The organism is Xanthobacter aminoxidans, from assembly GCF_023571765.1.
Classification (GTDB): Bacteria; Pseudomonadota; Alphaproteobacteria; order Rhizobiales; family Xanthobacteraceae; genus Xanthobacter; species Xanthobacter aminoxidans.
In genome coordinates, this window is sequence record NZ_JAMJXC010000002.1 from 441,906 (window position 1) to 465,883 (window position 23,978).

Genomic DNA, 23,978 nt, shown 5'->3' on the forward strand with positions numbered 1-23,978 from the left:
CTCGTGAACGTTACGGCGATATCCCTATTGCCACCGCTCGGGGGAGGCTCCACGATGCCGTTGGTTTCCGAGCTCGGACAACCGGCGACGACGAGCGCTGGAAGGGTTCGGGGGAGGAAAAGATGCGCCGGAGGCCGCCCGACCACCCCCTTGGTGGCAGGGATCGGGAACGCCGTCGCCATGACCGGCAAGAGTGAATCGTGAGCGATGCCAATGAAGTAGCGCGAGGCCCCTGGCAATCGGAATATCTTGCGCTGCATGATCCCGTAACCAGTCTGCCGAACCGCCTTCTGATGATGGAGTTCCTCGCCGGCGCGCTCAGCTCGCCGCAGGAAGGCCGGCGCACGCTCGCCGTGTTTGCGCTCGACATCGACAATTTCCGCCAGCTCAACGAGATGTACGGGCTCGCCTCCGGTGACCTGATCCTCGCGGAGACCGCGCGACGGTTGCGCCGCTGCGTGCGCGACAACGATCTCGTCGCCCGCGTCGGCGCCGACGAGTTCATTCTGGTCGCCACCGGCCTCGCCGATTCGAAGGCCGTGGACGGGCTCCACCGCCGGTTGCAGGCCGCGCTGAGCGTGCCGGTGGCGCTGCCCTCGGGGGCCGTCGCCTATCCGCAGGCCGACATGGGCATCGCCCTCGCGCCTCTCGATGCCCACGAGCCCGACAGCCTGATCCATTGCGCCGAACTCGCCCTCAACCGGGCGAAGGACGAGGGCCCCGGCGCCTGCTGCTATTTCGCAGCCGACATGAACGACGAGATGGCCGGGCGCCGCACGCTGGAAGGCGACCTGCGGCGCGCCATCGTTTCGGACGAATTCGTCCTGCTGTTCCAGCCGCGCTGCGACGCGCGCACGCTGGAGCTGCTCGGCGTCGAGGCGCTGATCCGCTGGGACCACCCCCAGCTCGGCCGCCTCGCCCCGGAGGAGTTCGTGCCCATCGCCGAGAAAAGCGGGCTGGTGATTCCGCTTGGCGAATGGGTGCTGCGCAAGGCCTGCGACACCATCTCCCGCCTGCCCGAGCTGAACGTCTCGGTGAACGTCTCCGTGGTCCAGTTCCGCAATGGCGAACTGGTGGGCACGGTGGAATCCGCGCTCCGGGCCACCAGCCTGCCGGCCCACCGGCTGGAGCTGGAGATCACCGAGAGCGTGCTGATCGAGAACACCGACAAGGCCCTCGATATCCTCGAAGGGCTGAAGAAGCTCGGCGTCCGCCTGTCCATGGACGATTTCGGCACCGGCTATTCCTCGCTCGGCTATCTCCGCACCTTCCCGTTCGACGCGCTCAAGATTGACCGCCGCTTCGTCGGCGACCTCGACCAGAGCAAGGGCGCGCTCGCTATCGTGCAGGCCATCCTCGGCCTCGGCCGGGCGCTCGGGATGCAGGTGGTGGCAGAAGGGGTGGAGACGGAAAGCCAGCTCGCCGTCCTCAAGGCCGATTCCTGCGACGAGGTGCAGGGCTTCTATCTCGGCCGTCCCATGACGGAAGAAGCGCTGCGCGCCTATATCGCCGAGCGGCGGCTGGCGAGCTGAGCCGCCGCCTTTCACCCCGCCTTCCGCCTCGTCTTTTGCCGCGCTAGGCTCCCGTCGTCGCAACGGAAATCGCCTGCTGCATGTGGTCCCGCCTCTATTGGCTCGCCGTCGGCGGCCCCCTTGCAGCCGGCCTTCTGGTTATGGGGGCAGATCCCGCACCCTTGCAGGATCTGCGCAACGGCCTGTTCGACCTCTACCAGCGCGCCGCCCCTCGCCCGTATGACCCCGACCTGCCGGTGCGGGTGGTGGACGTGGACGACGCCTCCCTCGCCCGCGTGGGCCAATGGCCGTGGCCCCGCACCACCATCGCCGAGCTGACGCAGAAGCTGGCCGCCCTCGGTGCTGCGGCCATCGCCTTCGACATGGTGTTTTCCGAGCCGGACCGGCTCGACCCCGCGAGCGTGGTGAAGCTGCTGCCCGCCGAGGCCCGTGCCCCGGCCGAGGCGGCGCTGGCCGGCCGCGACAGCTCCGACCAGCAGCTCGCCGCGACGCTCAAGGCCAGCCCGTCCGTGCTCGGCGCCATCCTGACCCACGGCAGGGGCGGCGCCTATCCGGAGAAATGGGGCATGGCCAGCGCGGGCGACGATCCGCGCGCCTTCGTGCCGCGCTTCTCCGGCGCCGTCGCGCCCTTGCCCGAGCTGGCCGCCGCCGCCCGCGGCATCGGCGCGCTGAACTGGCTGCCCGACCGCGACCAGGTGGTGCGCCGCGTGCCCATCCTCCTCGGCCTCGACGGAAAGCTGGTGCCGAGCCTGTCGGCGGAAGCGCTGCGCGTGGCGCAGGGCGCATCCACCTATGTGGTGCGCGCCTCCAACGCCAGCGGCGATCAGGCCTTCGGCACCAAGTCCGGCATCACGGCGGTGAAGATCGGCGCGCTCGATGTGGCGACCGATGCCGCGGGCGAGGTGCGGGTGCGCTTCACCGCCACCGACCCCCGCCGCTTCCTGTCGGCCGCCGACGTGCTGGATGGCAAGGTTCCGCCCGCCGAGGTGGAGGGGCGCATCATCCTCGTCGGCTCCAGCGCGCCGGGGCTGATGGATACGCGGGCAACACCCCTCGATGCCGCCGTGCCCGGCGTCGAGATCCAGGCGCAGCTCATGGAGCACATCGTGGCCGGCGCCCGCCTCGTGCGGCCGGACTGGGCCCGCGGCGCGGAGATCGTGCTCACCGGCCTGCTCGGGCTCCTGCTGGCGCTGGCATTGCCCCGCGTGTCCGCGCCCGTCGCCGGGGTGCTCGGCCTTGCCGTCGTGGCGGCGCTCGGCGCGGGGGCCTGGCTGGCCTTCACCCGCTTCGACCTGCTGCTCGATCCCATGGGGCCGGGGGCGGCGGTGCTCGGAATCTACGGCATGGGCGTGCTCGCCCTCTATCGCGACGAGCAGCGGCAGAAGAAATGGGTGCGCTCGGTGTTCGGCCGCTTCGTCTCGCCCAAGGTGGTGGAGCGCCTCGCGGAAAACCCGGAACGGCTCGTGCTCGGCGGCGAGACGCGCGAGATCACCATCCTGTTCTGCGACCTGCGCGACTTCACCTCCCTGTCGGAGACCATGGACGCGCAGGCCCTCACCCGCTTCATGAACGCCTATCTCACGCCCATGACGGAGGTGGTGCTCGCCCACGGCGGCACCATCGACAAGTACATCGGCGACGCCATCATGGCCTTCTGGAACGCACCGGTGGACGATGCCGCCCACGCCCGCAATGCCGCACTCTGCGCCCTCGCCATGTCGGAGCGGCTGGAGGCGCTGAACGCGGAGTGGCGCCGCGCGGCGGAGGCGCAGGGGCGGCCGTGGCATCCCGTGCGCTGCGGCATCGGCCTCGCCACCGGGCCCTGCTGCGTGGGCAATCTCGGCTCGGCGCAGCGGCTCGAATATTCCTGCCTCGGCGACGACGTGAACCTCGCCTCCCGCATCGAGGGCGCCACCAAGTCCATGCGGGTGGACATCCTCGTCTCCGAGGCGACGCGCGAGGCGGCGGGCGACCTCGCCTTCCTCGAAGCCGACCTCCTCATGCTCAAGGGCAAGTCCAAGGCGAGCCAGCTTTATCTCCTCGCCGGCGACCCGGATTTCTCGCGGTCCAATGCCTTCTCCCGACTGGAAGAGCGGCACGGCGCGCTGATGGCCGCCTATGGCGCGGGAAGCTTCGGAGAGGCGGAGGCGCTGGCGGAGGCGCTGGCGGCGAGCGCGCCGGCGCGGCTGGCCCGCTTCTACGGCCTCTACGTGGAGCGGTGCCGGGGTGCGGCGGACCAGACCGATGCGCCGGCGGCCTCGGCCTGAACGCTCCCGCCACCAGTCTTACCCCTTGCCAACACGCTAGACCGCCTGCAGAAAAGTCGTGATGAGCGGCACGGATCGAGCCTCCCCGAACGGTGGAACGACCCCGGCGACGCGGGAAGCGCTCCCGCGCGACGTGCTCACCTATCTCTGGCGCGCCGAGCCGCTGTCCCACATCAAGCTGTTTGCCCTCGTCCTGCTGCTGCTGCCGTTCAACTACGCCTCGCTGGAATTGCCGCGCCTCATCGTCAACGGCGTGACGGATTCCATCGGCGGGACGGTGCCCAAGCTGTTCGACTTCGATCTCGCCTGGCCGGACTTTCTCGGCGGCGGCGTCATTATCGATCTCTCCGGGTTCGAGGTCTCCGCCTTCGGGCTGCTCGCCGGGCTTGCGGCGCTCTTGTTCGCGCTGCAGCTCATCCAGCAGCACATTTCCCGCCTCATCGAGATGGCGAAGGCCCGGCTCGGCGAGCGGATCATCGTCGGGCTGCGCCGCCAGCTATTCGACGTCATCCAGCGCCTGCGCCCCGAGGCGCCGATGAAGAGCAAGGCGATGGAAGTGGGCAACATGCTGCGGTTCGAGGTGGGGCCCATCTCCCCCTTCGCCGGCATGGCCTTCGCCCAGCCGCTGAAGTCCGCCGGCCTCATCGGTTCGGCGACGCTGCTCATCTTCACCCAGAACGCGACGCTGGGCGGCTGCGCCATCGGCATCCTCGCGCTCAACTACGTGCTGCTCGGCATCCAGCGGCGCGACAACGCCCACAAGCTGCAAATCTACCAGCGCGAGGCGGTGGCGCTCGGCAAAAGGGTGATGGCCGGCATCGACCGCCTGCCCCTCGTCCACGGCTTCGCCACCAGTCCCTGGGAACGCGCGGCGGTGGACGGGCGCCTCGCCGTGGTGTCCGAGGCGAGCCTCGATCTCAAGCGGCAGAACTTCACCGACCGGGTGCTGAACCTGCTCATGTCGGACGTGCCGACGCTGGTGTTCTATTTCGTCGGCGGCTGGCTGGCGCTGACCGGCGCCATCAACATCGGCCAGCTCGTGGCGGTGGTCGCGGCCTACGGCCAGATTCCCGAGCCGCTGAAAGAGCTGATCGAGTGGGACGAGAAGCGTGTCGTCGCGCAGGTGCGCTACGATTTCGCCCGCTACTATCTCGAAACACAGGAAGTCTGGCCGAAGGGCTCGCAGGACGACACCGGCTGGGAGGGCGTGCCCTTCGACGGCGCGCTGAAGATCGCCGACCTCGGCGTGGTGGACCCCGCCGGCAGTCTTCTCCTCGATGGCGTGAGCCTCGATGTGCCCGCCGGCACGGCGGTGGCGCTCAAGGGGCCGGATGCCGGCGGCAAGCACGCGGTGGCGCGCGTCTGCGGTCGTGCCATCTCGCTCTACAGCGGCTCGGTGCGCATCGGCGGGCACGACCTCTCAAACGTGCCCGAATCCGTCATCGGCCGGCACGTGGCCTATGCCGGCGGCGATCCCATCGTGCTCAACGCGTCCCTGCGCGAGAACATGCTGTGCGCCCTGGAGCGCCACCCCGGCCGGCCGGCGCCCGGGGCCACCGAGCCCGAACCCTCCGGCCTCGACGATGCGGCCCAGCTCGACCGGGCGATCCTCGCCGCCTTGAGCCTTGCCGGGCTCGGCGATCTCGTGGTGCGGCTCGGCCTCGAACGCCGGCTCGATCCCGAGGCGAGCCCCGCGCTGGCCGAGCGCATCGTGACCGCCCGCGCCGCCGTCACCGACGCTATCGCCCGCCGCCAGCAGGAGACGGGACGCGTGCTGATCGAGCCGTTCCGCTTGGCCGCCTTCAACCGCTTCATGACGCTGGCGGAAAACATCCTGTTCGCGGCGCCGCTGAACGACACGCGCGGCGCCGCCTCGCTGCTCTCCGATCCCGGCCTGATGCCCGAGCTGGAGCGGCTCGGCGTCGCCGACGATCTGACCGCCCTCGGCCTCAGTGCCCTGCGCACCCTCGCCGAGCTCGCCGGCGGACAGGACGCCATCGCGGACATCGACACCAAGGGCCTGCTGCGCGCGGAGGAGATGACCGCCGCGCGTACCCTCCTCGCCCATGCCGGCACCGGCGTCGGTTTGGCGCCGGACGAGCGGGCGCTGCTGCTGCGTGTCGCCGGACGCTATTGCGAGCCGCGCCACCGCTTCGGCCTCATTGATGAGGACTGGCAGCAGCGGGCGCTCGCCACCCGCGCGCAATTGGCCCATCTGAAGGAGGTGTCCGGCACACCCCTCGCCCGCTACCAGCCGGACAGCTACTGCCGGGCGCTGACCGTGCGCGACAATCTGCTGTTCGGCCGCATCGCCGCCGACCGCGCCGGCGCCGCCGCCACGGTGGACGATCTGGTGCGCGAATGCCTGAAACAGGACGGCTTCATCGCCCAGGTGGAGCGCCTGAGCCTCGACGTGGCGCTCGGCGAGGGCGGCCTGCCCCTCTCGGCCGCCGAGCGCGGCAAGCTGACCCTCGCCCGCTGTCTCGTGGCGGAGCCCGATCTGCTCATCATCGACGACGCTCTGGCCCCGCTGGCGCCGTCCGAGCAGAGCCGGCTGATCGAGACCGTGCTCGCCCGCCGCGAAGGGCGCACGACGCTGGTGGTGCTCGATTCCGCCGAGCCGCTCGAACTGTTCGCGCAGGTGATCGTGCTCGCCCACGGGCAGGTGGAGCGCATCGAGGGGGCGGAACTCTCCGCCACCGGGACGTGAGGGGCCGACAAGGATCAGGTCATGAGCATTGAAGACGAGGCCCGCGTCCTCTCCCGCATCCCCATGTTCCGCGATCTGGAGCCGAGCCAGTTGCGGCTGCTCGCCTTCTCCGCGACGCGGCTCGATGTGGCGCCGGGTGACGTGCTGTTCCACCAGGGCGAGGCGCCCGACGCCGCCTATGTCATCCTCGACGGCACTGCCGTCATCGAGGTGACGGCCGGAGGCGCGACCCATGAGATCACCCGCCTCGCCAAGGATACGGTGGTGGGCGAGATGGGCGTGCTCACCGGCGAAGCCCGCAGCGCCACGGTGCGCGCGGGTGAGCCCATGAGCGTGCTGCGCATGGAAACAGACCTGTTCCTCGCGCTGCTGGACAAGACACCCTCCCTCGCCCGCTCCGTGCTGCGCGACCTCGCGCTGCGTCTTCAGGAGACGACGCGCGCGCTGGTGAAGGCGCGGGGCTGACGACGGCTTCGGCCATGCCGGTGGCAGCTCCCAAACCTCTGAGCCGGATCATCTTTTCACCGCCACGCCGGCGCTCTCGCCGCTTGCATCCCGCAAGGTAAGACGCCACCATGGATCACCAATGAAAAGGTCCATGGGGGGGTACACACATGAAGATGGTGAAAGCCGTGGTGGGTCTCGCGCTGGCCCTCAGCCTTGCCGCCTGCTTCGAAGGCAAGCCCGGCCCGGCCGGCCCCGCCGGGACTGCTGGCGCGCAGGGGCCCGCGGGTGTTGCCGGTCCCGCCGGCCCGGCGGGTGCGCCTGGTCCGGCTGGCCCCGCAGGTCCGGCCGGTCCGCAGGGCGCGCAAGGTCCGGTCGGCCCGGCTGGCGCTGCTGGCGCCGCGGCCTCGGCCAACATCACGCTCCGCGCTTCGGCGTGTCCCGAGGCCGGCTGCCTCGCCTCCTGCGAGGCCGGCGAGAGCGTGATCGGCGGCTATTGCGTGAACGTGGACCGCGGCATGCAGCACATCGCCGTCTTCTCGGCACGCGGCGACAAGACCGAGGTGGAATGCCTTCATCCGGTGAAGCAGGTGGTGGCGGTCTGCCTCAAGCCGTGAGGGTGCGACACCGCCCGCTCAGCCCCGGCGTCGCAGGATCTTGAGGCGCCCCAGCAGTTCGGCCACCGCCTCCTGCGGCAGGTGGCCGATCTCGCGGGCGAGCAGGTTGGCCAGCTCGGTGGCCTGCGGCGACAGATCGGCGGTGTCCACCACCACCCGCGGCTGCGACAGCTCGGCGAGGCGCTGGAGATCCTCCGCCTCGTCCCAGATCACGTTGAAATAGGCGATGATGCGCTGGGTGAGCGCCCAGGTGGGCTTGCCGCGCTTTCCGGTCTCCAGCGCCGAGAGATAGGTGGGCGTGACGCCGATGGCCCGCGCCATCTCGGTGAGGGTCACGCCGCGTTGGGCGCGCAGGTCGCGCACCCGGCGTCCGAAGGGCGTCATGCCGGGGTCCTTGTGGTTCCACCCATTTTCGTGGTGCAAGGGCGAGCCGGAAGGCCGCGCCCCACACATCAAACCGGATAGCCCCATCACCCGCGGCTCGTCCATGGGGAAGCATACGGGAAAGCCTGCCGGCAAACGAAAACGGCGGCGCAGAGCGCCGCCGTTCGTTCACCCATCGATCCTGTCGGGACGTCAGGTCCAGCTGCTGTCGTCGCCGCCGCCGTCATCCCAGCCGGCTTCGTCGCCGATGTCGTCATAGCCGGTGTCTTCGGGCCCGGCCTCCTCATAGCCCGCTTCTTGCTGGCTCGAGCCGTTCCAGAAATTGTCGGTGCCGGCATTCTGGCCGCCCAGCGCCGCCTGGGCGTCCTGGCCGAGATTGCCGGTGCCAGGGGTCTCGGGCTTGCCGAGCTCGGCCGCGGCCGCATGGGCCACCGCGCCGCCGCCACCGGTCATCATGTTCTTGATGCCGTCATAGAGCAGCGCACCGCCGGCGACACCCGCCGCCGTGGCGAGTGCTCCCTGCAGGAAGCCACCGCCGCTGCGTTGCGGCTGGGGCGCGGCCTGCTGGGCCCACGGTCCGCCCTGTTGGCCGTAACCACCCTGCTGGGGGTAGCCCTGCTGCGGATACCCGCCCTGCTGGGCATAACCCTGTTGAGAATAACCCTGCTGGCCGTAGCCGGCGGGCAATCCCATGGGCTGGCCCGGCTGCGGCTGGGTCGAAGACTGGCCCCAAGGCTGGCCGGAGGACGGCTGGCCTGCATATTGGCCATTGTCCCGCGCGCCCGCGGACGGAACGGACGAGCGCCCGCCGCCGAACAGGCCGCCAAGGAAGCCACCGGACGACCCGGACGAACGCTGCTGCGCCTCGGCCGCGCGGGCTTCGGCATCGGCGAGCTGGGCCTCCAGATCCTGCACGCGGCCATAGGCCTGCTGCAGGGCGTGCTCCTGCACCAGAACGCTCTGGGCGAGGGCATAGGTGGCGTGGGGTGCCTCGGCGACGCGGCGCGCGATCAGCGCCTCGGCCTCCGCATCGCGCGGCTGGCTGGCAACACTGCGCATGCGATCGAACAGGCCGTCGATCAGGGCACGTTCCTCGGGGGTCATTTCCGCCTCCGGTGAGTGGATGGCGAGGATATGAGCAGACGAGCATGGCCGGGGAAGGGCTCCCCGCATGAAATTTTTGTAACGCCGCGGTAGCGGAGCAGGGTCACTCCGCCGCGTCGGCCGGGGTGCCGCTGTCCGCCGCGCTCGCCCCGCCGCCGAAGCCGAAGCGCTTCTCCACATAGGCTTCCACCATCTGGCGGAACTCTTCCTGGATGTTGGCGCCGCGCAGGGTCGCGACCTTCTTGCCGTCGATGAAGACGGGGGCGGAGGGCGTCTCGCCGGTTCCGGGCAGCGAGATGCCGATGTCGGCGTGCTTGGACTCCCCCGGCCCGTTCACGATGCAGCCCATGACCGCCACATTCAGGGTCTCGACGCCGGGATATTGCGCCTTCCACACCGGCATCCGGGTGCGGATCATGTCCTGCACGCTCTGCGCCAGCTCTTGGAACACGGTGGAAGTGGTGCGGCCGCAGCCCGGGCAGGCGGCCACCAGCGGCACGAAGGTGCGCAGGCCCATGGTCTGCAGGATTTCCTGCGCCACCTGCACCTCGCGGGTGCGGTCGCCGTTGGGTTCGGGGGTCAGCGACACGCGGATGGTGTCGCCGATGCCCTGCTGGAGCACCACGCCCATGGCCGCCGTGGAGGCGACAATGCCCTTCGATCCCATGCCCGCCTCGGTGAGGCCGAGGTGGAGCGCATAGTCCGAGCGGCGCGCCAGCTCGGAATAGACCGCGATCAGGTCCTGCACCGCCGATACCTTGGCGGAGAGGATGATGCGATTGCGGCCTAGGCCGATTTCCTCCGCCAGCGCCGCCGAGAGCAGCGCCGAGCGCACCAGCGCCTCGCGCGTCACCGCCCGCGCTTCCGCAGGCTTGGGCAGGCGGGCGTTCTCGTCCATCAGGCGGGTCAGCAGCTCGCCGTCGAGGGAGCCCCAGTTGGCGCCGATGCGCACCGGCTTGTCGTACTTGATGGCGGTCTCGACGATGGCGGCGAACTGCCGGTCCTTCTTGTCGCCGAAGCCCACATTGCCGGGATTGATGCGGTATTTCGCCAGCGCTTCCGCGCAGGCGGGATGATCGGCCAGCAGCTTGTGGCCGATGTAATGGAAATCGCCCACGAGGGGCACGTCGATGCCCATCGCCAGCAGCTTCTCGTGGATGTGCGGCACTGCGGCCGCCGCCTCGTCACGATCCACCGTGATGCGCACGATCTCGGAACCGGCACGGGCGAGCGCCGCGACCTGACGCACGGTGCCGGCGATGTCGGCCGTATCGGTGTTGGTCATGGACTGGACCACCACCGGCGCCCCGCCGCCCACCATCACCCGGCCGACGGGAACGCCCACCGTCATGTGCCGGCGGGCCGGCCCGGCCTCAAGCAGCTCGACGGGAACCACGGGCGCGGCGCTGGAGAGGGTTTCGGCGCTGGTCATGGGTCTGGTCCTCGAACGACGGGCGATCCGCAGGTGTACGGCGCCGGGGCAGGCGTGGACCGCATTACGGACGTCGATGCGGCCGGGTTTCGAGTAGGCCGGGGGCAGGAAAGAATCAACCGCCGGCGGTTTCCTTGGCCGCGCCCTTGGCCGCCCCCTTGGCCGCAGGCGCAGGAGCGGCGGACGCCGCCTCCCGGCAATCGGCGCACGTGCCGGCGACCTCCAGCACCCGCTGGCGGGGCTCGAAGCCGGCAGCGCGCGCCGCCCAGGCGAGATCACGGCCGATGGCATGGGACGCCACCTCCCGCGTCAGGCCGCAGCGCTCGCAGATGAGGAAGACCACCACGTCGGTATCATCGTGAGGATGGGCGCAGGCAAGAAAGGCATTGCGGCTCTCGATGCGGTGGGCGAGGCCTTCGGCCACCAGGAAATCGAGCACCCGATAGACCGACATGGGCGGCGCCGGGTCTCCGGCGGCGGAGAGCTTCTGCACGATCTCGTAGGCGCCGAGCGGCACATGGCTCTCCGCCAGCGCCTTCATGACGTTGCGCCGCAGCGGCGTCATGCGCAGGCCCTTGCGCGCGCAGCACTCCTCCACGCGCGACATGGCGCCTGCCACGCATTGGCCGTGGTCGTGGTCCTTGGTATGGGCGTCGGTGCGGGTCACCCTGCAAATCTAGTGGATGTCCCCCGTTTCCGCCACGGGTCGGGTGAACGAAGGGAGGACGGGAAGTCTCGCCGGCCGGATTGCACCGCAGCGGACGGCGTTGCAATGTGCCGGCCGCAGGCACGCCTGCGTGTGATGGTCTTGCGAGCCAGCGCGGCGCTCAGGCACCGCGTGACAGCAGCGTCACACCGTTCCGCTACACCGTGCCGCCGGCCCCGCAGGGGCCGTGCCGCCTTTTCGGGGAATAGCCATGCTCAAGGGGAAGGTCGCCGTCGTCACCGGGTCCACCAGCGGAATCGGGCTCGCCTATGCCCGGGCCTTCGCCAAGGAAGGCGCGAATGTCGTCATCAACGGCCTCGGCGACGCCGCCGCCATCGAGAAGGAGCGTTCCGCCATCGAGAGCGAGTTCGGCGTGAAGGCGCTCTATTCGCCGGCCAACATGCTGAAGGCGGACGAGATCGAAGGCATGGTGAAGCTCGCCGAGACCGAGCTGGGCGCCTGCGACATCCTCGTGAACAACGCCGGCATCCAGCACGTGGCGCCGATCGAGGAATTCCCGATCGACACCTGGAACACCATCATCGCCATCAACCTGTCGGCGGCCTTCTTCGCCATGCGCGCGGCCATCCCCGGCATGAAGGCGCGCAAATGGGGCCGCATCATCAGCACGGCCTCGGCCCACGCCCTCGTCGCCTCGCCCTTCAAGTCCGCCTATGTCGCGGCCAAGCACGGCATCGCCGGCCTGACCAAGACCGCGGCGCTCGAGACCGCGACCTTCGGCATCACCGTGAACGCCATCTGCCCCGGCTACGTCTGGACCCCCCTCGTGGAGAAGCAGATTCCGGACACCGCCAAGGCCCGCGGCATCACGGAGGAAGAGGTGAAGAAGAACGTTATTCTCGCCGCCCAGCCCACCAAGGAGTTCGTGACGGTGGAAGAGGTGGCTGCCTATGCCGTCTTCCTCGCCTCGGACAACGCCCGCTCCATCACCGGCTCCATGCAGCAGATCGACGGCGGCTGGGTGGCGGAGTGACGCCGGGTCTCCGGCCGTGACCCGGCGCGACGGCGTCAAGCCGCTCAGCCTCGCGCTCCAGGGGGGAGGCGCCCATGGCGCCTTCACCTGGGGTGTGCTCGATCGCCTGCTGCAGGACGAGCGAATCGCCATCGCCGGCATCACCGGCACCAGCGCTGGCGCCATGAACGCGGTGGTGCTCGCCGCCGGGCTCGCCAAGGGCGACCCGGAGGAGGCGCGCCACGCCCTGTCCCAGTTCTGGAAGGATGTGTCGCGCGACGGGCGGATGTCGCCCATCCAGCGCTCGGCCTTCGACCGGCTCATGGGCAACTGGTCGCTGGCCAAGAACCCGGTCTATCTCGCCTTCGAGGTGGCCTCGCGCTTCCTGTCGCCCTACGATTTCAATCCGCTGAACATCAACCCGCTGCGCGAGATTCTCGAAGCCCATGTGGATTTCGAGGCCATCCGGAAGGCGCAGGTGAAGGTGTTCATCTCCGCCACCAACGTCCACACCGGCCGCGCCCGCATCTTCGGGCACGAGGAGATGACGGCGGACGCGGTGATGGCGTCCGCCTGCCTGCCCTTCCTGTTCCAGGCGGTGGAGATCGATGGCGTGCCCTATTGGGACGGCGGCTACATGGGCAATCCGCCGCTGTTCCCGCTCTACGAGATGGCGGACGCGGACGACATCCTTCTGGTCCAGATCAACCCGGTGGTGCGCGAGACCACGCCCCGCACCGCCAGCGAAATCCAGAACCGGATCAACGAGATCACCTTCAATGCCTCGCTGCTCGCCCAGTTGCGGGCCATCGACAATGCGGCGAAGCTGATCGAACAGGGGCTCATCAGCCGCTGGACCTTGGGTGGCTCGCCCTTCCGTCGGGTGCGGCTGCACCGCATCGGCGGCGAGCACCAACTCGCGGCACTGGACGCCACGTCCAAGCTCAACGCAGAATGGTCCTTCCTCCAGCACCTGCGCGACCTCGGCCGGGCGGCGGCGGACACGTTCCTTGCCGAGCATTTCGATGACCTCGGCCGTCGCTCGACCCTGGATCTGAGGCTGGAACTGGCGGATTGAGACAGGCCCGCCGGAGCGGGCCTGTCGAAAGCGTCCTCAGCCGCGCGGGGCCTTAACCACGCGAATCCTTTTTGGCCTGCGCCACCGCCACGAACTTGGTGACGCGGCCGGCCTCGCCGGAAGCCGAGCCGATGCGCTCAAGGCGTGTGCGCTCCTTCGGGGTCATGCCCGTATTGGGGCGCGGCAGGTTCGCCGGGCGTTTGGCGCGCTTGGAATCGCGCTTCAGCTCCAGTGCCTTGTGCGCATTCTCCACCAGCTCGGCCCGGGCCGCCTGGGTGCGGCGGCGGGTCTGCTCGCGGCGGGCGCGGGTGAGGGCATCGGTGAGGACGGAGGCCTTCTGGCGATTGCCGGAATCGGCCTTGTCGAACGTCACCTCGCCGCGACCGCCCTTGCCGCGCAGGGCACGGCGCTGGTTGTTCGCGATGGTGACGGCGCGATCGCGGCGCTCGCGCAGCTGGGCCACGAGGTCATTCACCTCGCCGTCGCCGAGTGCGCTCACCACGGGCTGGCGGGACTTCTCCACCAGCTCCACTTCCGAATCCGTGAGAAGGCGGCGTTCCGTCTTGCGGGGATGGGCCATGGGGCGGATCTCCTTCTTGTTTTCCGACCCCTATGGCTAGGCCGCCGATTATGTGGATTGTGAGACTGCCGCAGGACCGCCAGCCATGAACGAGACACCCGCCTCTCACCGCACGGAGCCGCGCGGCGCCACGGACTGCGCGGTGATCGTCGCCGACATCACCCGCCTCGCCACTGACGCCATCGTGAACGCCGCCAACGCCTCCCTGCTCGGTGGCGGCGGCGTCGACGGCGCCATCCATCGCGCCGCCGGGCCGGAGCTGTTGGCGCATTGCCGGACGCTGGGCGGCTGCCCCACCGGCGAAGCGCGCCTCACCCCGGGATTCCGGCTGCCCGCGCGCCACATCATCCACACCGTCGGTCCCGTCTGGCGAGGCGGCGGCGCGGATGAGGATGCGCTGCTTGCCTCCTGCTACCGGGAAAGCCTGCGGCGCGCGGACGAGGCCGGCCTCGCCTCCATCGCTTTCCCCGCCATCTCCACGGGAATCTATGGATTTCCGCCCGAGCGGGCCGCCCCACTGGCGGTCGGCGCCGTCCTCGCCCATCTTGGAGGTCCCGGCAGCGTGACCCGCGTGGTCTTCTGCTGCTTCTCGCAAGGCTCCGCCGACCTCCATCATGACGCCCTCCGCGCCCACGGCATCGCACCCCGCCCCTGAGACCGGGCGGGACCTCCCCCTCCTCCACCGCGACGGGCTGATGCTCATCATCGACAAGCCCTACGGCCTGCCCGTCCATGCCGGGCCGAAGGGCGGGGAGACGCTGGCCGATCATCTCGACGCTCTGCGCTTCGGCCTGCCCCGCGCGCCCGAGCTGGCGCACAGGCTGGACAAGGACACCTCCGGCTGCCTCGTGCTCGGCCGCCATACCAAGGCGCTGGCGCAGCTCGGAAAGCTGTTTGCCAGCGGCGCGGTGGGCAAGACCTATGTGGCCGTCACCCTCGGCGCACCGGCGGCGGACGCGGGGCGGATCGACCAGCCCCTGGCCAAGCGCTCGCCGCATCGCGGCTGGTGGATGCAGGCCGTGCCCAAGGGCTCTCCGGGCGCGCAGGAGGCCATCACCGATTTCCAGGTGCTGCACAGGGCGGGTGACCTCGCGGTCATCGCGCTATCCCCGGTGACGGGGCGCACCCACCAGCTGCGCGCGCACCTCTCCCATCTCGGCACGCCCATCCTCGGCGATGCCATCTATGGCGGCGCCTCGCGCCTGCCCGGCGGACCGAAGCTGCACCTGCATTCCCGCCGCGTGGTGGTTCCTCTCAAGGCGGGCGCTCCGCCGGTGGACGTGAGCGCCCCTTTGCCGCCGCATATGTGCGAGACGCTTTCCCATCTCGGCCTCGATCCGGTTGCCGTGGGCACCGCCGCCGATCAGGTCGCCTTCGCCAAGCTCGGGACGGCTGAAAGCAAGGCCTGACCCATTTGTGAAGCGGGTTCCGTTGGGGCAATCTGGCCCGGAACTTGCTCCGTGTTAAGCTGGCTGACGAAGGGCAGGAAAGGGAGAGGGTGTGAGCGTATCTCGCGACGGAAAGCTCCCGCGCAGGCCCCAGGACCGCACGCCGGAAGAGACCGCGCGTGACCTGCTCGAACGCGCCATCGGCCGCGCCCGCCTCACGGTATTCTGGGAACGGGCCTGGCCCGCTTTCGCGCGTGTTGGCGTTCCCCTGGCCCTGTTCCTCGCCGTCTCCTTCGCCGGTGTCTGGGTGTCGGCGCCCGTGTGGCCGCGCATCGCCGGCGTGGTGCTGTTCGCGCTGGCCATCCTCTTCGCCGCCCGCCCGCTGCTCGCCCTGCGCTGGCCGAGCCGGGAGGAGGCGGTGGCGCGCCTCGATGCGAAGAGCGCCCTCGCCCACCGCCCCGCCACCGCCATTTCCGACAGCCTCGCCACCCGCCCGGACGATCCGGTCGGTGCCGCCCTGTGGCGCGCGCACCTCGCCCGCGCGCTGGCGGCCGCCCGTTCGCTGAAGGCCGGCACGCCCTCGCCCGGCCTCGCCCGTCTCGATCCACGCGCCGTTCGCGCGCTGGCGGTGCTGGCGCTGGCGGCCACCGTCTTCATGGCGCCGGGGCAGCATCTCTCCCGCATCGGCGCGGCCTTCGACTGGAAGACCATCGTCCCGCCCCCGCCCTACCGGCTTGATGCCTGGATCGATCCGCCCGCCTATACCGGCCGCCCGCCCGTGGTGCTGCCGGGCCTGCGCTCGGATGATCCCACCTCGCTGAATGCCGCCGCGCTACAGGTTCCGGTGGGCAGCACGCTGGTGGTGCGTGGCTCCGGCATCGACACCGCCGCCCTCAAGCTCGACGGCGGCATCGCCGAGGCGAAGCCCGAGGCCGATGCGCCGACCACCGCCGGCGAAAAGCGCTACGTGATCCGCGAGGATTCCGACGTCACCTTCCTCGGTCCCGACCAGCGCCGCCTTGCATGGCACTTCAAGGTGCTGGCGGACCAGAAGCCCACCATCAGCTTCGCCAAGGACCCGCAGACCGGCCAGCGCAACGCGCTGGTGCTCGCCTACCGGATGGAGGACGATTACGGGGTGAAGGAAGCCGAGGCGCTGTTCACGCCCCTGCCGCCCGAGCCGCCGCTCTTCCCCCGCCCCGGCGCATCCCCGCGCAAGATGGCGCAGCCGCTGGTTCCGCCGCCCGACTTCAAACTGACCTTGCCGGCCGGCGGTCGCACCGGCGCGGCGCAGACCACAAAGGATCTCGTCGCCCATCCGTGGGCCGGCGCCCGCGTGGAGGTCCAGCTCAAGGCTCGCGACGACGCCGGCAACGAAGGCGTCAGCGAGACAAAGACCGTCCGCCTGCCCGCGCGCGCCTTCTCGAAGCCCCTCGCCAAGGCGCTCATCGACGAGCGCCGCCGCCTCGCCTTCGACGCCGGCAACCGCCGCCGGCTGGTCACGGTGCTGGAAGGCCTCACCATCGCCCCCGCCCAGTTCGCCCCTGGCGCCGGCGAATATCTCGGCCTGCGCACCGCGCTGGCCCGCGCCAAGAACGCCCGCAACGACGACGACCTCAGGTCGCTGGTGGATTATCTCTGGGAAGTGGCGGTGCTGATCGAGGACGGCACCCTCTCCGACGCCGAGCGCGAGCTGCGCGCCGCCCAAGAGGCCCTGCGCGAGGCGCTGGAGCGCGGCGCCAGTGACGAGGAGATCAAGCGCCTCACGCAGGATCTGCGCGCGGCCATGGAAAAGATGATGCGGCAGCTCGCCGAGCAGGCGCGCCGCGACAGCGGCACCGATGCCCGCCCGCTCGACCCCAACACCCGCATCGTCCGCCCGCAAGACCTGCAGAAGATGCTGGACCGCATCGAGAATCTCGCCCGTTCCGGCAACAAGGACGCCGCCCGCGAACTGCTCGACCAGCTCCAGGCCATGATGGAGAACATGCGCCCCGGCAGCCGTCAGGCCGGTCGACAGCAGCAGGGACAGCAGCAGCAGAGCGAAATCGGCAAGATGATCCAGGAGCAGCAGCGCCTGCGCGACCGCACCTGGCGCCAGAACCGGGAAGGCCAGCAAGGGCAACAGGGTCAGCAAGGCCAACGCGGGCAGCAGGGACAACAGGGCCAGGGTCAGCAAGGACAGCAGGGTCAGCAGGGTCAGGGCCAACAGCCCGGCGAGAACGGCTTCTCGGACTTACAGCAGGGACAGCAGGAGCTGCGTAAGCGCCTCGGCCGCATGCTCGACCAGATGCGCCGCATGCAAGAGGGACAGGGCCAGCAGGGCCAAGGTCAGCAGGGCCAGAACGGCGAAGGTGGCGAAGGCGACGCCATAGGCCGGGCCGGCGAGGCCATGGGCCGGGCGGAGCAGGCCATGCGCGAGGCGGAGGAAGCCCTCAGCCGCGGCGAGGGCCAGGGCGCGCTCGACGCCGAGGGCCGTGCCCTCCAGTCGCTCCGGCAGGGTGCGCAGGCCATGGCGGAGGCGCAGCGCGGCCAGCAGGAGGGGCAGGGCCCCGGCGGTCCGGGCGAGGAAAGCGCCCAGCGCACCGATCCCCTCGGCCGCCCCCTGCGTAGCCAGGACTATGGCGACGACTTCACCGTGAAGGTGCCGGACGAGGTGGACGCCCAGCGCGCCCGCCGCGTGCTGGAGGAGCTGCGGCGCCGGCTGGAGCAGCCGGAGCGTCCGCAGATCGAGCTCGACTATCTGGAGCGGCTGCTGCGCGGGCTGAACTAGAGCGTTTCAGCGTTTCCGAGCGAACCGGTACCCGCTTCGCTCGGAAACGCTCTGAGGCGGCGCGGAGGCGTCAGGCCTCGACCGGCTCCACCTTCAGCGTCGCGCCATCGGTGCCGGTGACGCGCACGTCGTGGCCAGCGGCGACATCCGGGCCTTCCACGCGCCACACCGTGTCGTCGATACGCACCCGCCCGACTCCGCCGAGGATCGGCGCATCGAGAGTGAACACCCGCCCCACGAAGCCGTCCGGACGGCGGTTCAGGAACGGCCGGTCGGAGGCCTTGCCGGGTGCCGGGCTGACACGCCGGCCAACCAGCACCGCCACCACCGCCAGGGCGGCGAACACCAGCACTTCCACCTGCCACGCGAGCGCCACCGTGTAAGCGACGGCGCCGGTGACCAAGGCCGCGAGCCCGAGCCACAGCAGGAAGGCCCCCGGCGCGGCGATCTCTGCCACCAGCAGCACGCCGCCGAGGACGAACCACGCCCAGGGACCGAGTTGGGAGAGAAGGGGCACGGGCTCAGCCCTCCCGGGGCGGCACGGTCGCGGGGCCCGTCGGCCGCCGGCCGGGCAAACGCGGCGCGGGCGCGCCCTCGGTCCCGAATGCGCCCGATCCAAACGCCCCCTTGGCGATCTCGCCGATGCCGGCGAGGGAGGAGAGCAACGCCGTGCCCTCATAGGGCATCAGCACCACCTTCTGGTTCGGTGCGGCGCCCATGGTCTCGAACGCCTTCACGTACTTCTCGGCGATGTAATAGTTGAGCGCGGCGGGATCGCCGTTCGCCACCGCGACGGACAGCATCTCGGTGGCCTTGGCATCCGCCTGCGCCAGCCGCTCGCGCGCCTCGGCATCACGGAACGCCGCCTCGCGCCGGCCCTCGGCCTGCAGGATCTGGCCCTGCTTCTGGCCCTCCGCCTTGAGGATTTCCGACTGGCGCTGGCCCTCGGCCTCCAGGATCACGGCACGCTTTTCACGCTCCGCCTTCATCTGGCGGCCCATGGCGTTCACGAGGTCGGCGGGCGGCACGATGTCCTTGATCTCGATGCGGGTCATCTTGATGCCCCAGGGCGAGGCCGCCGCATCCACCACCGTCAGCAGGCGCACGTTGATCTCGTCGCGGTGAGAGAGAAGCTGGTCGAGGTCCATGGAGCCCATGACCGTGCGGATGTTGGTCATGGTCAGCGCGAGGATGGCGGTGTCGAGCCGCGCGACCTCGTAGGAGGCGCGGGCGGCGTCGAACACCTGGAAGAACACCACGCCGTCCACCGTCACGGTGGCGTTATCCTTGGTGATGACCTCCTGGCTCGGAACGTCGATCACCTGCTCCATCACGTTCACCCGGTTGCCGATGCGGTCGATGAACGGGACGATGAGGTTGAGGCCGGGCATGAGGGTCTTGGTGTACCGGCGGAAGCGCTCCACCGTGTACTGATAGCCCTGCGGCACCGTCTTCACGCCGGAGAAGACCACCGCCACCGCCAGCACCAGCAGCACCAGCACGAACAGGTTGGGACCGATCTCGATCATGGGGCGCCCCTCAGCCGGCCCCCTGCGGCCGGTGGCGCATATGGCCATGGGGAAGGGGGCGGCGGCAAGGCGGGGGCACGCCGAAGGAACGGAAGGGGAAGATCCGGCGCGGTCCGATTCGCACGTGATTCGTTCGCGTGATGTTCCCGTCGGAGCTGGTGAAGCGTCCCGTTTCGGCACAGCGCGGCCCATGCCGTTTCGTTGACGGCCCATGTCAGCCCATGATAACCCATAAGTACCCATGAACAGGATGGACGGTCTCGGCCGTCACGCGGGCCGCCTTGAACGGCGCCCGTTGCAACACGAGGGCACCCGGGCGCCATGGACCGCTTCGTGTCCACCTACACGATGCGCCTCGACGCCAAGGGCCGGGTCTCCATCCCCGCGCCCTACCGCATGGTGCTGACCAAGGACGGCGCGGACGGCCTCTATTGCCATCCGAGCCTTGCGGAACCGGCGCTGGATGCCGGCGGCAATCGTCTGATCGGCGAGATCGACACGCTGATCGACAGCTACCCGCCCTATTCCGAAGCGCGCGAGGAGCTGGCCGCCGCGCTCTACGGCACCAGCGAGACGTTGCGCATCGATCCGGAGGGCCGGGTGGTGCTGACGGAGAGTTTGAAGGCCCACGCGGCGATCACCGATCAGGTGGCGTTCGTCGGCCTGGGGCACAAGTTCCGGATCTGGGAACCGGAGCGGCTGAAGGCACATCTCGCGGAGGCCACCCGACGGGTGCGCGAGTTGCGCCAGGCCATCGGCTCCCGAGCGGAGACCACGCGGAGCGAACGGACATGACGACGGGCCACGGGGTCGGCCCCGCCGACGCCGCTGGCGGACCGGCCCGTCATCTGCCGGTGATGCTTCGCGAGGTTCTCGCGCACCTCGCGCCGAAGGACGCCGGCCATTATGTGGACGGCACCTTCGGCGCGGGAGGTTATACCTCCGCCATCCTCGCCGCGGCCGACTGCCAGGTGCTCGCCATCGACCGCGATCCCACGGCCATCGCCGCCGGGCAGACGCTGGTGGAAGCCTCGGGCAAGCGCCTCCTCCTCGTGCAGGACCGATTTTCGCGGCTCGACGAGATCGCCGCCGAGCAGGATTTCGGCCCCCTCGACGGGGTGGTGCTGGACATCGGCGTCTCCTCCATGCAGCTCGACGAGGCGGACCGCGGCTTCTCCTTCCGCCGCGACGGGCCGCTCGACATGCGCATGGGCGCAGACGGGCTCTCGGCCGCCGATCTCGTCGCCACGCTGGATGACGTCCGCCTTGCCCACATCATCTGGACTTTCGGCGAGGAGCGGCATTCGCGCGCCATCGCCAAGGCCATCGTGAAGGCGCGGGAAGAGGCGCCCATCACCCGCACCGCGCAGCTCGCCGAGATCGTCTCGCGCGTGGTGTGGGCCAAGCCCGGCGAGATGCATCCCGCCACCCGTACCTTCCAGGCCCTGCGCATCGCCGTGAACGAGGAATTGTCGGAGCTGGTGGAGGCGCTGGCCGCCGCCGAGCGGGCGCTCCGGCCGGGGGGACGGCTGGTGGTCGTCACCTTCCATTCCCTTGAGGACAGGATCGTTAAGACTTTTCTGTCACACCGGTCCAAGGCACCGTCCGCCTCGCGCCACCAGCCGCAAGCGGAAGGGCCGGAGCCCTCCTTCCGCCTCGTGGCGAAGGGAGCCGTAGAGCCCGGTCCCGACGAAGTGGCAGGCAACCCGCGCTCCAGGTCCGCGAAACTTCGCGCGGCCGAGCGCACGGACGCCCCGGCGCATCCGGGCGGTGACCTGATGGGGCTGCTTCCGCCCCCATCACCGCAACGCGCAGGGCGGAGACGCTAGTCGAGATGTTTCGGGTCGCCAATGTCGTGATGGTCGTCGCGCTTCTGGTGACCGCCGCGGTGGTCTACCAGCTCAAGGTCTCGTCCACCGCCGAGGCCGAGCGGCTCGCCACCCTGCGCACCCAGATCCGCAAGGAGCGCGATTCGATCGCGCTGATGCGGGCCGAATGGGCGCGCCGCACTTCGCCCATCTATATCCAGGGCCTCGCCGAGCGTCATCTCGACATGAAGCGGCTCGATGTCGATTCGATTTCCAGCCTCGATGACTTGCCCGCCAAGCCCGCCTCCGGCGGCGACGGCATCGGCGGCATGATCGAGGCGCTGGTGGACGCACCCCTCGTCACCTCCTCGGCCGGCTCCAAGCCCTCGGCCTCGACCACCGCACCCACAAGCTCGGGTGGCGCCACCGTGCCGGCGACCTCGGCGCTTCGCCCGGCCAATGCGCCGGTATCGAAGCCGGCCGCGAGCGCCTCCGCCACGCCTCGTCCCGCCGCGCCGCGCCCCCTGCCCCCCATGCAGCCGGCACCGGCCGCCGCCGCTCCGGCGCCCGCCCCGCCCCCGGAGCCCACCAATCCCCTCGAAAAGCTCTCCGGATTCCTGGCCGGTTTCCGCTGACGAGGTCCGAAATGGCTGATCTGTCTTCCATCTCCGCCCGCCTCGCCCGCCTGTGGGCCGGCTTCGTCGCCGCCGTCGGTCCCGTGCTCCGGGATGCCGACGCCTCGTGCGCGGTGCTGCTCGATCGTCTCGGCGCCGGCAGCAAGGCCGCCGGCCGCGCCACCGCGCGCGGCTCAGCGCGGGCCGCCATCGCCAGCTGGAATGTGCTGTGGCCCTTCACCGTGGGGCTCGGACATCTCGGCTGGCGCGGCGTCCGCCATGTGGTGCGCGGCCTGTTCGGCCTCGACCGCGCCGATCCCGATACCGTGGCGCGCGGCCGCATCAAGCTGGTGATGCTGGCCTTCTGCGGCTTGTTCATCGCCATCGCGGTGCAGCTCTCCCACCTCGCCATGACGGCGGACGGCGGCGGCGGGCGCGGGCGTGGCTCGGACGCGGTTGCCTCCGCGCGGCCGGACATCATCGACCGTAACGGCGACATCGTCGCCATCGACGTGAAGTCCCCGTCCCTGTTCGCCGAGCCGCGCCGCCTCATCGATCCCGACGAAGCGCTGGAAGGCCTGCTCAAGGTACTGCCCGATCTCGATGTCGAGGAAGCCCGCAAGCGCCTCAATTCCGGCAAGGGCTTCGCCTGGCTGAAGCGCGAGATCACGCCGGCGCAGATGCGCGCCATCCACCGCCTCGGCTTTCCCGGCATCGGCTTCCTGAAGGAAAACCGCCGCATCTATCCCGACGGCCCCATCATCTCCCACGTGATGGGCGGGGTGAACGTGGACAACCAGGGCATCTCGGGCATCGAGAAGTGGATCGACAGCCGCGGCCTCGCCGAACTGCATCTCGCCGGCTTTGCCACCGATCGCCAGCAGGAGCCGGTACAGCTCTCCATGGACGTGCGCGTGCAGCACGCCGTGCGCGACGAGCTGGTGAAGGCGAAGAACAAGTTCCAGGCGCTGCACGCCATGGCCGTCGTGACCGAGGTGAACACGGGCGAAATCATCTCGCTGGTGTCGATCCCCGACTTCGACCCCAACATGTCAGGCAACCCCAAGGACGACGCCTATCTCAACCGGCTCACCACCGGCGTCTACGAGATGGGCTCCACCTTCAAGGCGCTGTCCTTCGCCATGGCGCTCGATTCGGGCAAGATCGGCCTGAACTCGACCTTCGATGCGCGCGGCGCGCTGCATTTCGGCAAGTTCGCCATCCACGACTACCACGCCGAGAACCGCGTGCTCACCGTGCCCGAGATCTTCCTCGTCTCGTCCAACGTGGGCACGGCGAAGATGGTGCTCTCCTTGGGGGTGGAGGCGCACAAGGCGTTCCTGAAGAAGATGGGCCAGCTCGACCGGCTCAAGACCGAGCTGCCGGAAAGCTCCGAGCCCATCGTGCCGAGGCGCTGGGGCGAATTGAACTCGGCCACCATCGCCTTCGGCCACGGCCTCTCCGTCGCCCCGCTGCAGGCGGTGATGGCGGTGAATTCCATGGTCAATGGCGGCTTCCTCATCCCGCCCACCTTCATCAAGCGGACGCCGGAAGAGGCGCAGAAGGTGGCGGTGCGCGTGCTGAAGCCCGAGACCTCGGACAAGATGCGCTACATCATGCGCCTCAACGCCGAGAAGGGTACCGCCACCAAGGCCGAGGTGCCCGGCTTCCTCGTCGGCGGCAAGACCGGCACCGCGGAGAAGGTGGTGAACGGGCGCTACGCCCACAACAAGCTGCTCACCTCCTTCACCGCCATCTTCCCCATGGACAAGCCGCGCTACCTCGTCCTCGTGATGTTCGACGAGCCCAAGGCGACCTCCGAGACCTATGGCTTCGCCACCTCGGGCTGGAACGCGGCACCCACCGCCGGCAAGATCGTCGAGCGCATCGCTCCCATGCTCAACATCGCGCCGCGCCAGAACCTGCCCAATGCGGAGCAGCTGCTGCGCATGCCGCTCAAGGTCGCCGACCGTAACTGATGTCACCGCTGCGGGAGCACGTTACCGCCACCGCAGCGGTCGCCCACGCGGGGTGACAAC

21 protein-coding genes are annotated in these 23,978 nt (G+C 69.9%); 14 read left to right on the forward strand and 7 right to left on the reverse strand.

Translation table 11 applies throughout. From position 1 onward, the window contains the following. Positions 1–200: 200 nt before the first annotated feature. From EJ105_RS04810 to EJ105_RS04830, 5 genes are all read left to right on the forward strand, one after another. Positions 201–1,532, forward strand: a complete 1,332-nt coding sequence (locus tag EJ105_RS04810; RefSeq protein ID WP_250165474.1) for a putative bifunctional diguanylate cyclase/phosphodiesterase — start codon at positions 201–203, stop codon at positions 1,530–1,532. Positions 1,533–1,612: 80 nt separating this feature from the next. Continuing rightward, entirely contained in the window at positions 1,613–3,799 is a 2,187-nt protein-coding gene (locus tag EJ105_RS04815; RefSeq protein ID WP_250165475.1) for a CHASE2 domain-containing protein, read from the forward strand. 61 nt (positions 3,800–3,860) lie between these two features. Further along, entirely contained in the window at positions 3,861–6,509 is a 2,649-nt protein-coding gene (locus EJ105_RS04820; RefSeq protein WP_250165476.1) for an ABC transporter ATP-binding protein, read from the forward strand. 21 nt (positions 6,510–6,530) lie between these two features. Beyond that, entirely contained in the window at positions 6,531–6,974 is a 444-nt protein-coding gene (locus tag EJ105_RS04825; RefSeq protein ID WP_029556300.1) for a Crp/Fnr family transcriptional regulator, read from the forward strand. 149 nt (positions 6,975–7,123) lie between these two features. Then, a complete protein-coding gene (locus tag EJ105_RS04830; RefSeq protein WP_250165477.1) occupies positions 7,124–7,570 on the forward strand; it encodes a hypothetical protein in 447 nt (148 codons plus the stop codon). An 18-nt stretch (positions 7,571–7,588) separates the two neighbouring features. On the opposite strand, the gene EJ105_RS04835 is transcribed toward EJ105_RS04830, so the two are convergent. From EJ105_RS04835 to EJ105_RS04850, 4 genes are all read right to left on the reverse strand, one after another. Beyond that, positions 7,589–7,954: a helix-turn-helix domain-containing protein gene (locus tag EJ105_RS04835; RefSeq protein ID WP_024276561.1), complete on the reverse strand. Its 366-nt coding sequence runs from the start codon at positions 7,952–7,954 to the stop codon at positions 7,589–7,591. 192 nt (positions 7,955–8,146) lie between these two features. After that, the gene (locus EJ105_RS04840; RefSeq protein ID WP_250165478.1) at positions 8,147–9,058 is read right to left on the reverse strand and encodes a DUF2076 domain-containing protein; all 912 of its coding nucleotides are present in this window, start codon (positions 9,056–9,058) and stop codon (positions 8,147–8,149) included. Between the two features lie 103 nt (positions 9,059–9,161). Further along, positions 9,162–10,409 carry a flavodoxin-dependent (E)-4-hydroxy-3-methylbut-2-enyl-diphosphate synthase gene (ispG, locus tag EJ105_RS04845; protein ID WP_250165564.1) on the reverse strand — a complete coding sequence of 416 codons (1,248 nt, stop codon included), beginning with the start codon at positions 10,407–10,409 and terminating at the stop codon, positions 9,162–9,164. A 196-nt stretch (positions 10,410–10,605) separates the two neighbouring features. Beyond that, the gene (locus EJ105_RS04850) at positions 10,606–11,097 is read right to left on the reverse strand and encodes a Fur family transcriptional regulator (protein ID WP_081837798.1); all 492 of its coding nucleotides are present in this window, start codon (positions 11,095–11,097) and stop codon (positions 10,606–10,608) included. A 310-nt stretch (positions 11,098–11,407) separates the two neighbouring features. On the opposite strand from EJ105_RS04850, the gene EJ105_RS04855 reads away from it, so the two are divergent. Then, positions 11,408–12,190: a 3-hydroxybutyrate dehydrogenase gene (locus EJ105_RS04855; protein ID WP_024276557.1), complete on the forward strand. Its 783-nt coding sequence runs from the start codon at positions 11,408–11,410 to the stop codon at positions 12,188–12,190. Between the two features lie 16 nt (positions 12,191–12,206). After that, the gene (locus tag EJ105_RS04860; protein ID WP_029556304.1) at positions 12,207–13,247 is read left to right on the forward strand and encodes a patatin-like phospholipase family protein; all 1,041 of its coding nucleotides are present in this window, start codon (positions 12,207–12,209) and stop codon (positions 13,245–13,247) included. Between the two features lie 52 nt (positions 13,248–13,299). Here EJ105_RS04860 and EJ105_RS04865 read toward each other — a convergent pair whose 3' ends face one another. Next, the gene (locus EJ105_RS04865) at positions 13,300–13,827 is read right to left on the reverse strand and encodes a hypothetical protein (protein ID WP_250165479.1); all 528 of its coding nucleotides are present in this window, start codon (positions 13,825–13,827) and stop codon (positions 13,300–13,302) included. Positions 13,828–13,912: 85 nt separating this feature from the next. Here EJ105_RS04865 and EJ105_RS04870 point away from each other — a divergent pair, with 85 nt between their 5' ends. The 3 genes from EJ105_RS04870 (at position 13,913) to EJ105_RS04880 (ending at position 17,988) form a co-directional block, all read left to right on the forward strand. Continuing rightward, a complete protein-coding gene (locus EJ105_RS04870) occupies positions 13,913–14,482 on the forward strand; it encodes an O-acetyl-ADP-ribose deacetylase (RefSeq protein WP_250165480.1) in 570 nt (189 codons plus the stop codon). Next, positions 14,442–15,236 carry an RluA family pseudouridine synthase gene (locus EJ105_RS04875; protein WP_029556307.1) on the forward strand — a complete coding sequence of 265 codons (795 nt, stop codon included), beginning with the start codon at positions 14,442–14,444 and terminating at the stop codon, positions 15,234–15,236. Before EJ105_RS04870 ends, EJ105_RS04875 begins: the two co-directional genes overlap by 41 nt. A 91-nt stretch (positions 15,237–15,327) precedes the next feature. Next, a complete protein-coding gene (locus tag EJ105_RS04880; protein WP_250165481.1) occupies positions 15,328–17,988 on the forward strand; it encodes a TIGR02302 family protein in 2,661 nt (886 codons plus the stop codon). 70 nt (positions 17,989–18,058) lie between these two features. Here EJ105_RS04880 and EJ105_RS04885 read toward each other — a convergent pair whose 3' ends face one another. Together EJ105_RS04885 and EJ105_RS04890 are read right to left on the reverse strand one after the other, a co-directional pair. After that, on the reverse strand, positions 18,059–18,505 hold the full coding sequence (locus EJ105_RS04885; RefSeq protein WP_250165482.1) for an NfeD family protein: 447 nt from the start codon (positions 18,503–18,505) through the stop codon (positions 18,059–18,061). A gap of 4 nt (positions 18,506–18,509) precedes the next feature. Continuing rightward, a complete protein-coding gene (locus tag EJ105_RS04890) occupies positions 18,510–19,517 on the reverse strand; it encodes an SPFH domain-containing protein (protein ID WP_250165483.1) in 1,008 nt (335 codons plus the stop codon). Between the two features lie 321 nt (positions 19,518–19,838). On the opposite strand from EJ105_RS04890, the gene EJ105_RS04895 reads away from it, so the two are divergent. The 4 genes from EJ105_RS04895 to EJ105_RS04910 are packed head-to-tail and all read left to right on the forward strand — an operon-like array spanning position 19,839 to position 23,918. Next, entirely contained in the window at positions 19,839–20,312 is a 474-nt protein-coding gene (locus tag EJ105_RS04895) for a division/cell wall cluster transcriptional repressor MraZ (protein ID WP_024276549.1), read from the forward strand. Beyond that, complete coding sequence (gene rsmH, locus EJ105_RS04900; protein ID WP_024276548.1) at positions 20,309–21,346, forward strand: 16S rRNA (cytosine(1402)-N(4))-methyltransferase RsmH; 1,038 nt, start codon at positions 20,309–20,311, stop codon at positions 21,344–21,346. The genes EJ105_RS04895 and rsmH overlap by 4 nt, the downstream gene beginning before the upstream one ends. Positions 21,347–21,351: 5 nt before the next feature. After that, on the forward strand, positions 21,352–21,960 hold the full coding sequence (ftsL, locus tag EJ105_RS04905) for a cell division protein FtsL (RefSeq protein ID WP_051678897.1): 609 nt from the start codon (positions 21,352–21,354) through the stop codon (positions 21,958–21,960). Between the two features lie 11 nt (positions 21,961–21,971). Then, a complete protein-coding gene (locus EJ105_RS04910; RefSeq protein ID WP_250165484.1) occupies positions 21,972–23,918 on the forward strand; it encodes a peptidoglycan D,D-transpeptidase FtsI family protein in 1,947 nt (648 codons plus the stop codon). Positions 23,919–23,978 lie beyond the last annotated feature (60 nt).

Excerpts from the sequence above, each read along its gene's own strand:
- EJ105_RS04855 (WP_024276557.1), top strand. The coding sequence starts at position 11,408 with ATGCTCAAGGGGAAGGTCGCCGTCGTCACCGGGTCCACCAGCGGAATC.
- EJ105_RS04895 (WP_024276549.1), top strand. The coding sequence starts at position 19,839 with ATGGACCGCTTCGTGTCCACCTACACGATGCGCCTCGACGCCAAGGGC.
- ftsL (WP_051678897.1), top strand. The coding sequence starts at position 21,352 with ATGTTTCGGGTCGCCAATGTCGTGATGGTCGTCGCGCTTCTGGTGACC.
- ispG (WP_250165564.1), bottom strand. The coding sequence starts at position 10,409 with ATGACGGTGGGCGTTCCCGTCGGCCGGGTGATGGTGGGCGGCGGGGCG.
- rsmH (WP_024276548.1), top strand. The coding sequence starts at position 20,309 with ATGACGACGGGCCACGGGGTCGGCCCCGCCGACGCCGCTGGCGGACCG.
- EJ105_RS04865 (WP_250165479.1), bottom strand. The coding sequence starts at position 13,827 with ATGGCCCATCCCCGCAAGACGGAACGCCGCCTTCTCACGGATTCGGAA.
- EJ105_RS04820 (WP_250165476.1), top strand. The coding sequence starts at position 3,861 with ATGAGCGGCACGGATCGAGCCTCCCCGAACGGTGGAACGACCCCGGCG.
- EJ105_RS04890 (WP_250165483.1), bottom strand. The coding sequence starts at position 19,517 with ATGATCGAGATCGGTCCCAACCTGTTCGTGCTGGTGCTGCTGGTGCTG.
- EJ105_RS04825 (WP_029556300.1), top strand. The coding sequence starts at position 6,531 with ATGAGCATTGAAGACGAGGCCCGCGTCCTCTCCCGCATCCCCATGTTC.
- EJ105_RS04840 (WP_250165478.1), bottom strand. The coding sequence starts at position 9,058 with ATGACCCCCGAGGAACGTGCCCTGATCGACGGCCTGTTCGATCGCATG.
- EJ105_RS04850 (WP_081837798.1), bottom strand. The coding sequence starts at position 11,097 with ATGTCGCGCGTGGAGGAGTGCTGCGCGCGCAAGGGCCTGCGCATGACG.
- EJ105_RS04875 (WP_029556307.1), top strand. The coding sequence starts at position 14,442 with ATGACGCCCTCCGCGCCCACGGCATCGCACCCCGCCCCTGAGACCGGG.
- EJ105_RS04910 (WP_250165484.1), top strand. The coding sequence starts at position 21,972 with ATGGCTGATCTGTCTTCCATCTCCGCCCGCCTCGCCCGCCTGTGGGCC.
- EJ105_RS04835 (WP_024276561.1), bottom strand. The coding sequence starts at position 7,954 with ATGACGCCCTTCGGACGCCGGGTGCGCGACCTGCGCGCCCAACGCGGC.
- EJ105_RS04830 (WP_250165477.1), top strand. The coding sequence starts at position 7,124 with ATGAAGATGGTGAAAGCCGTGGTGGGTCTCGCGCTGGCCCTCAGCCTT.
- EJ105_RS04815 (WP_250165475.1), top strand. The coding sequence starts at position 1,613 with ATGTGGTCCCGCCTCTATTGGCTCGCCGTCGGCGGCCCCCTTGCAGCC.
- EJ105_RS04870 (WP_250165480.1), top strand. The coding sequence starts at position 13,913 with ATGAACGAGACACCCGCCTCTCACCGCACGGAGCCGCGCGGCGCCACG.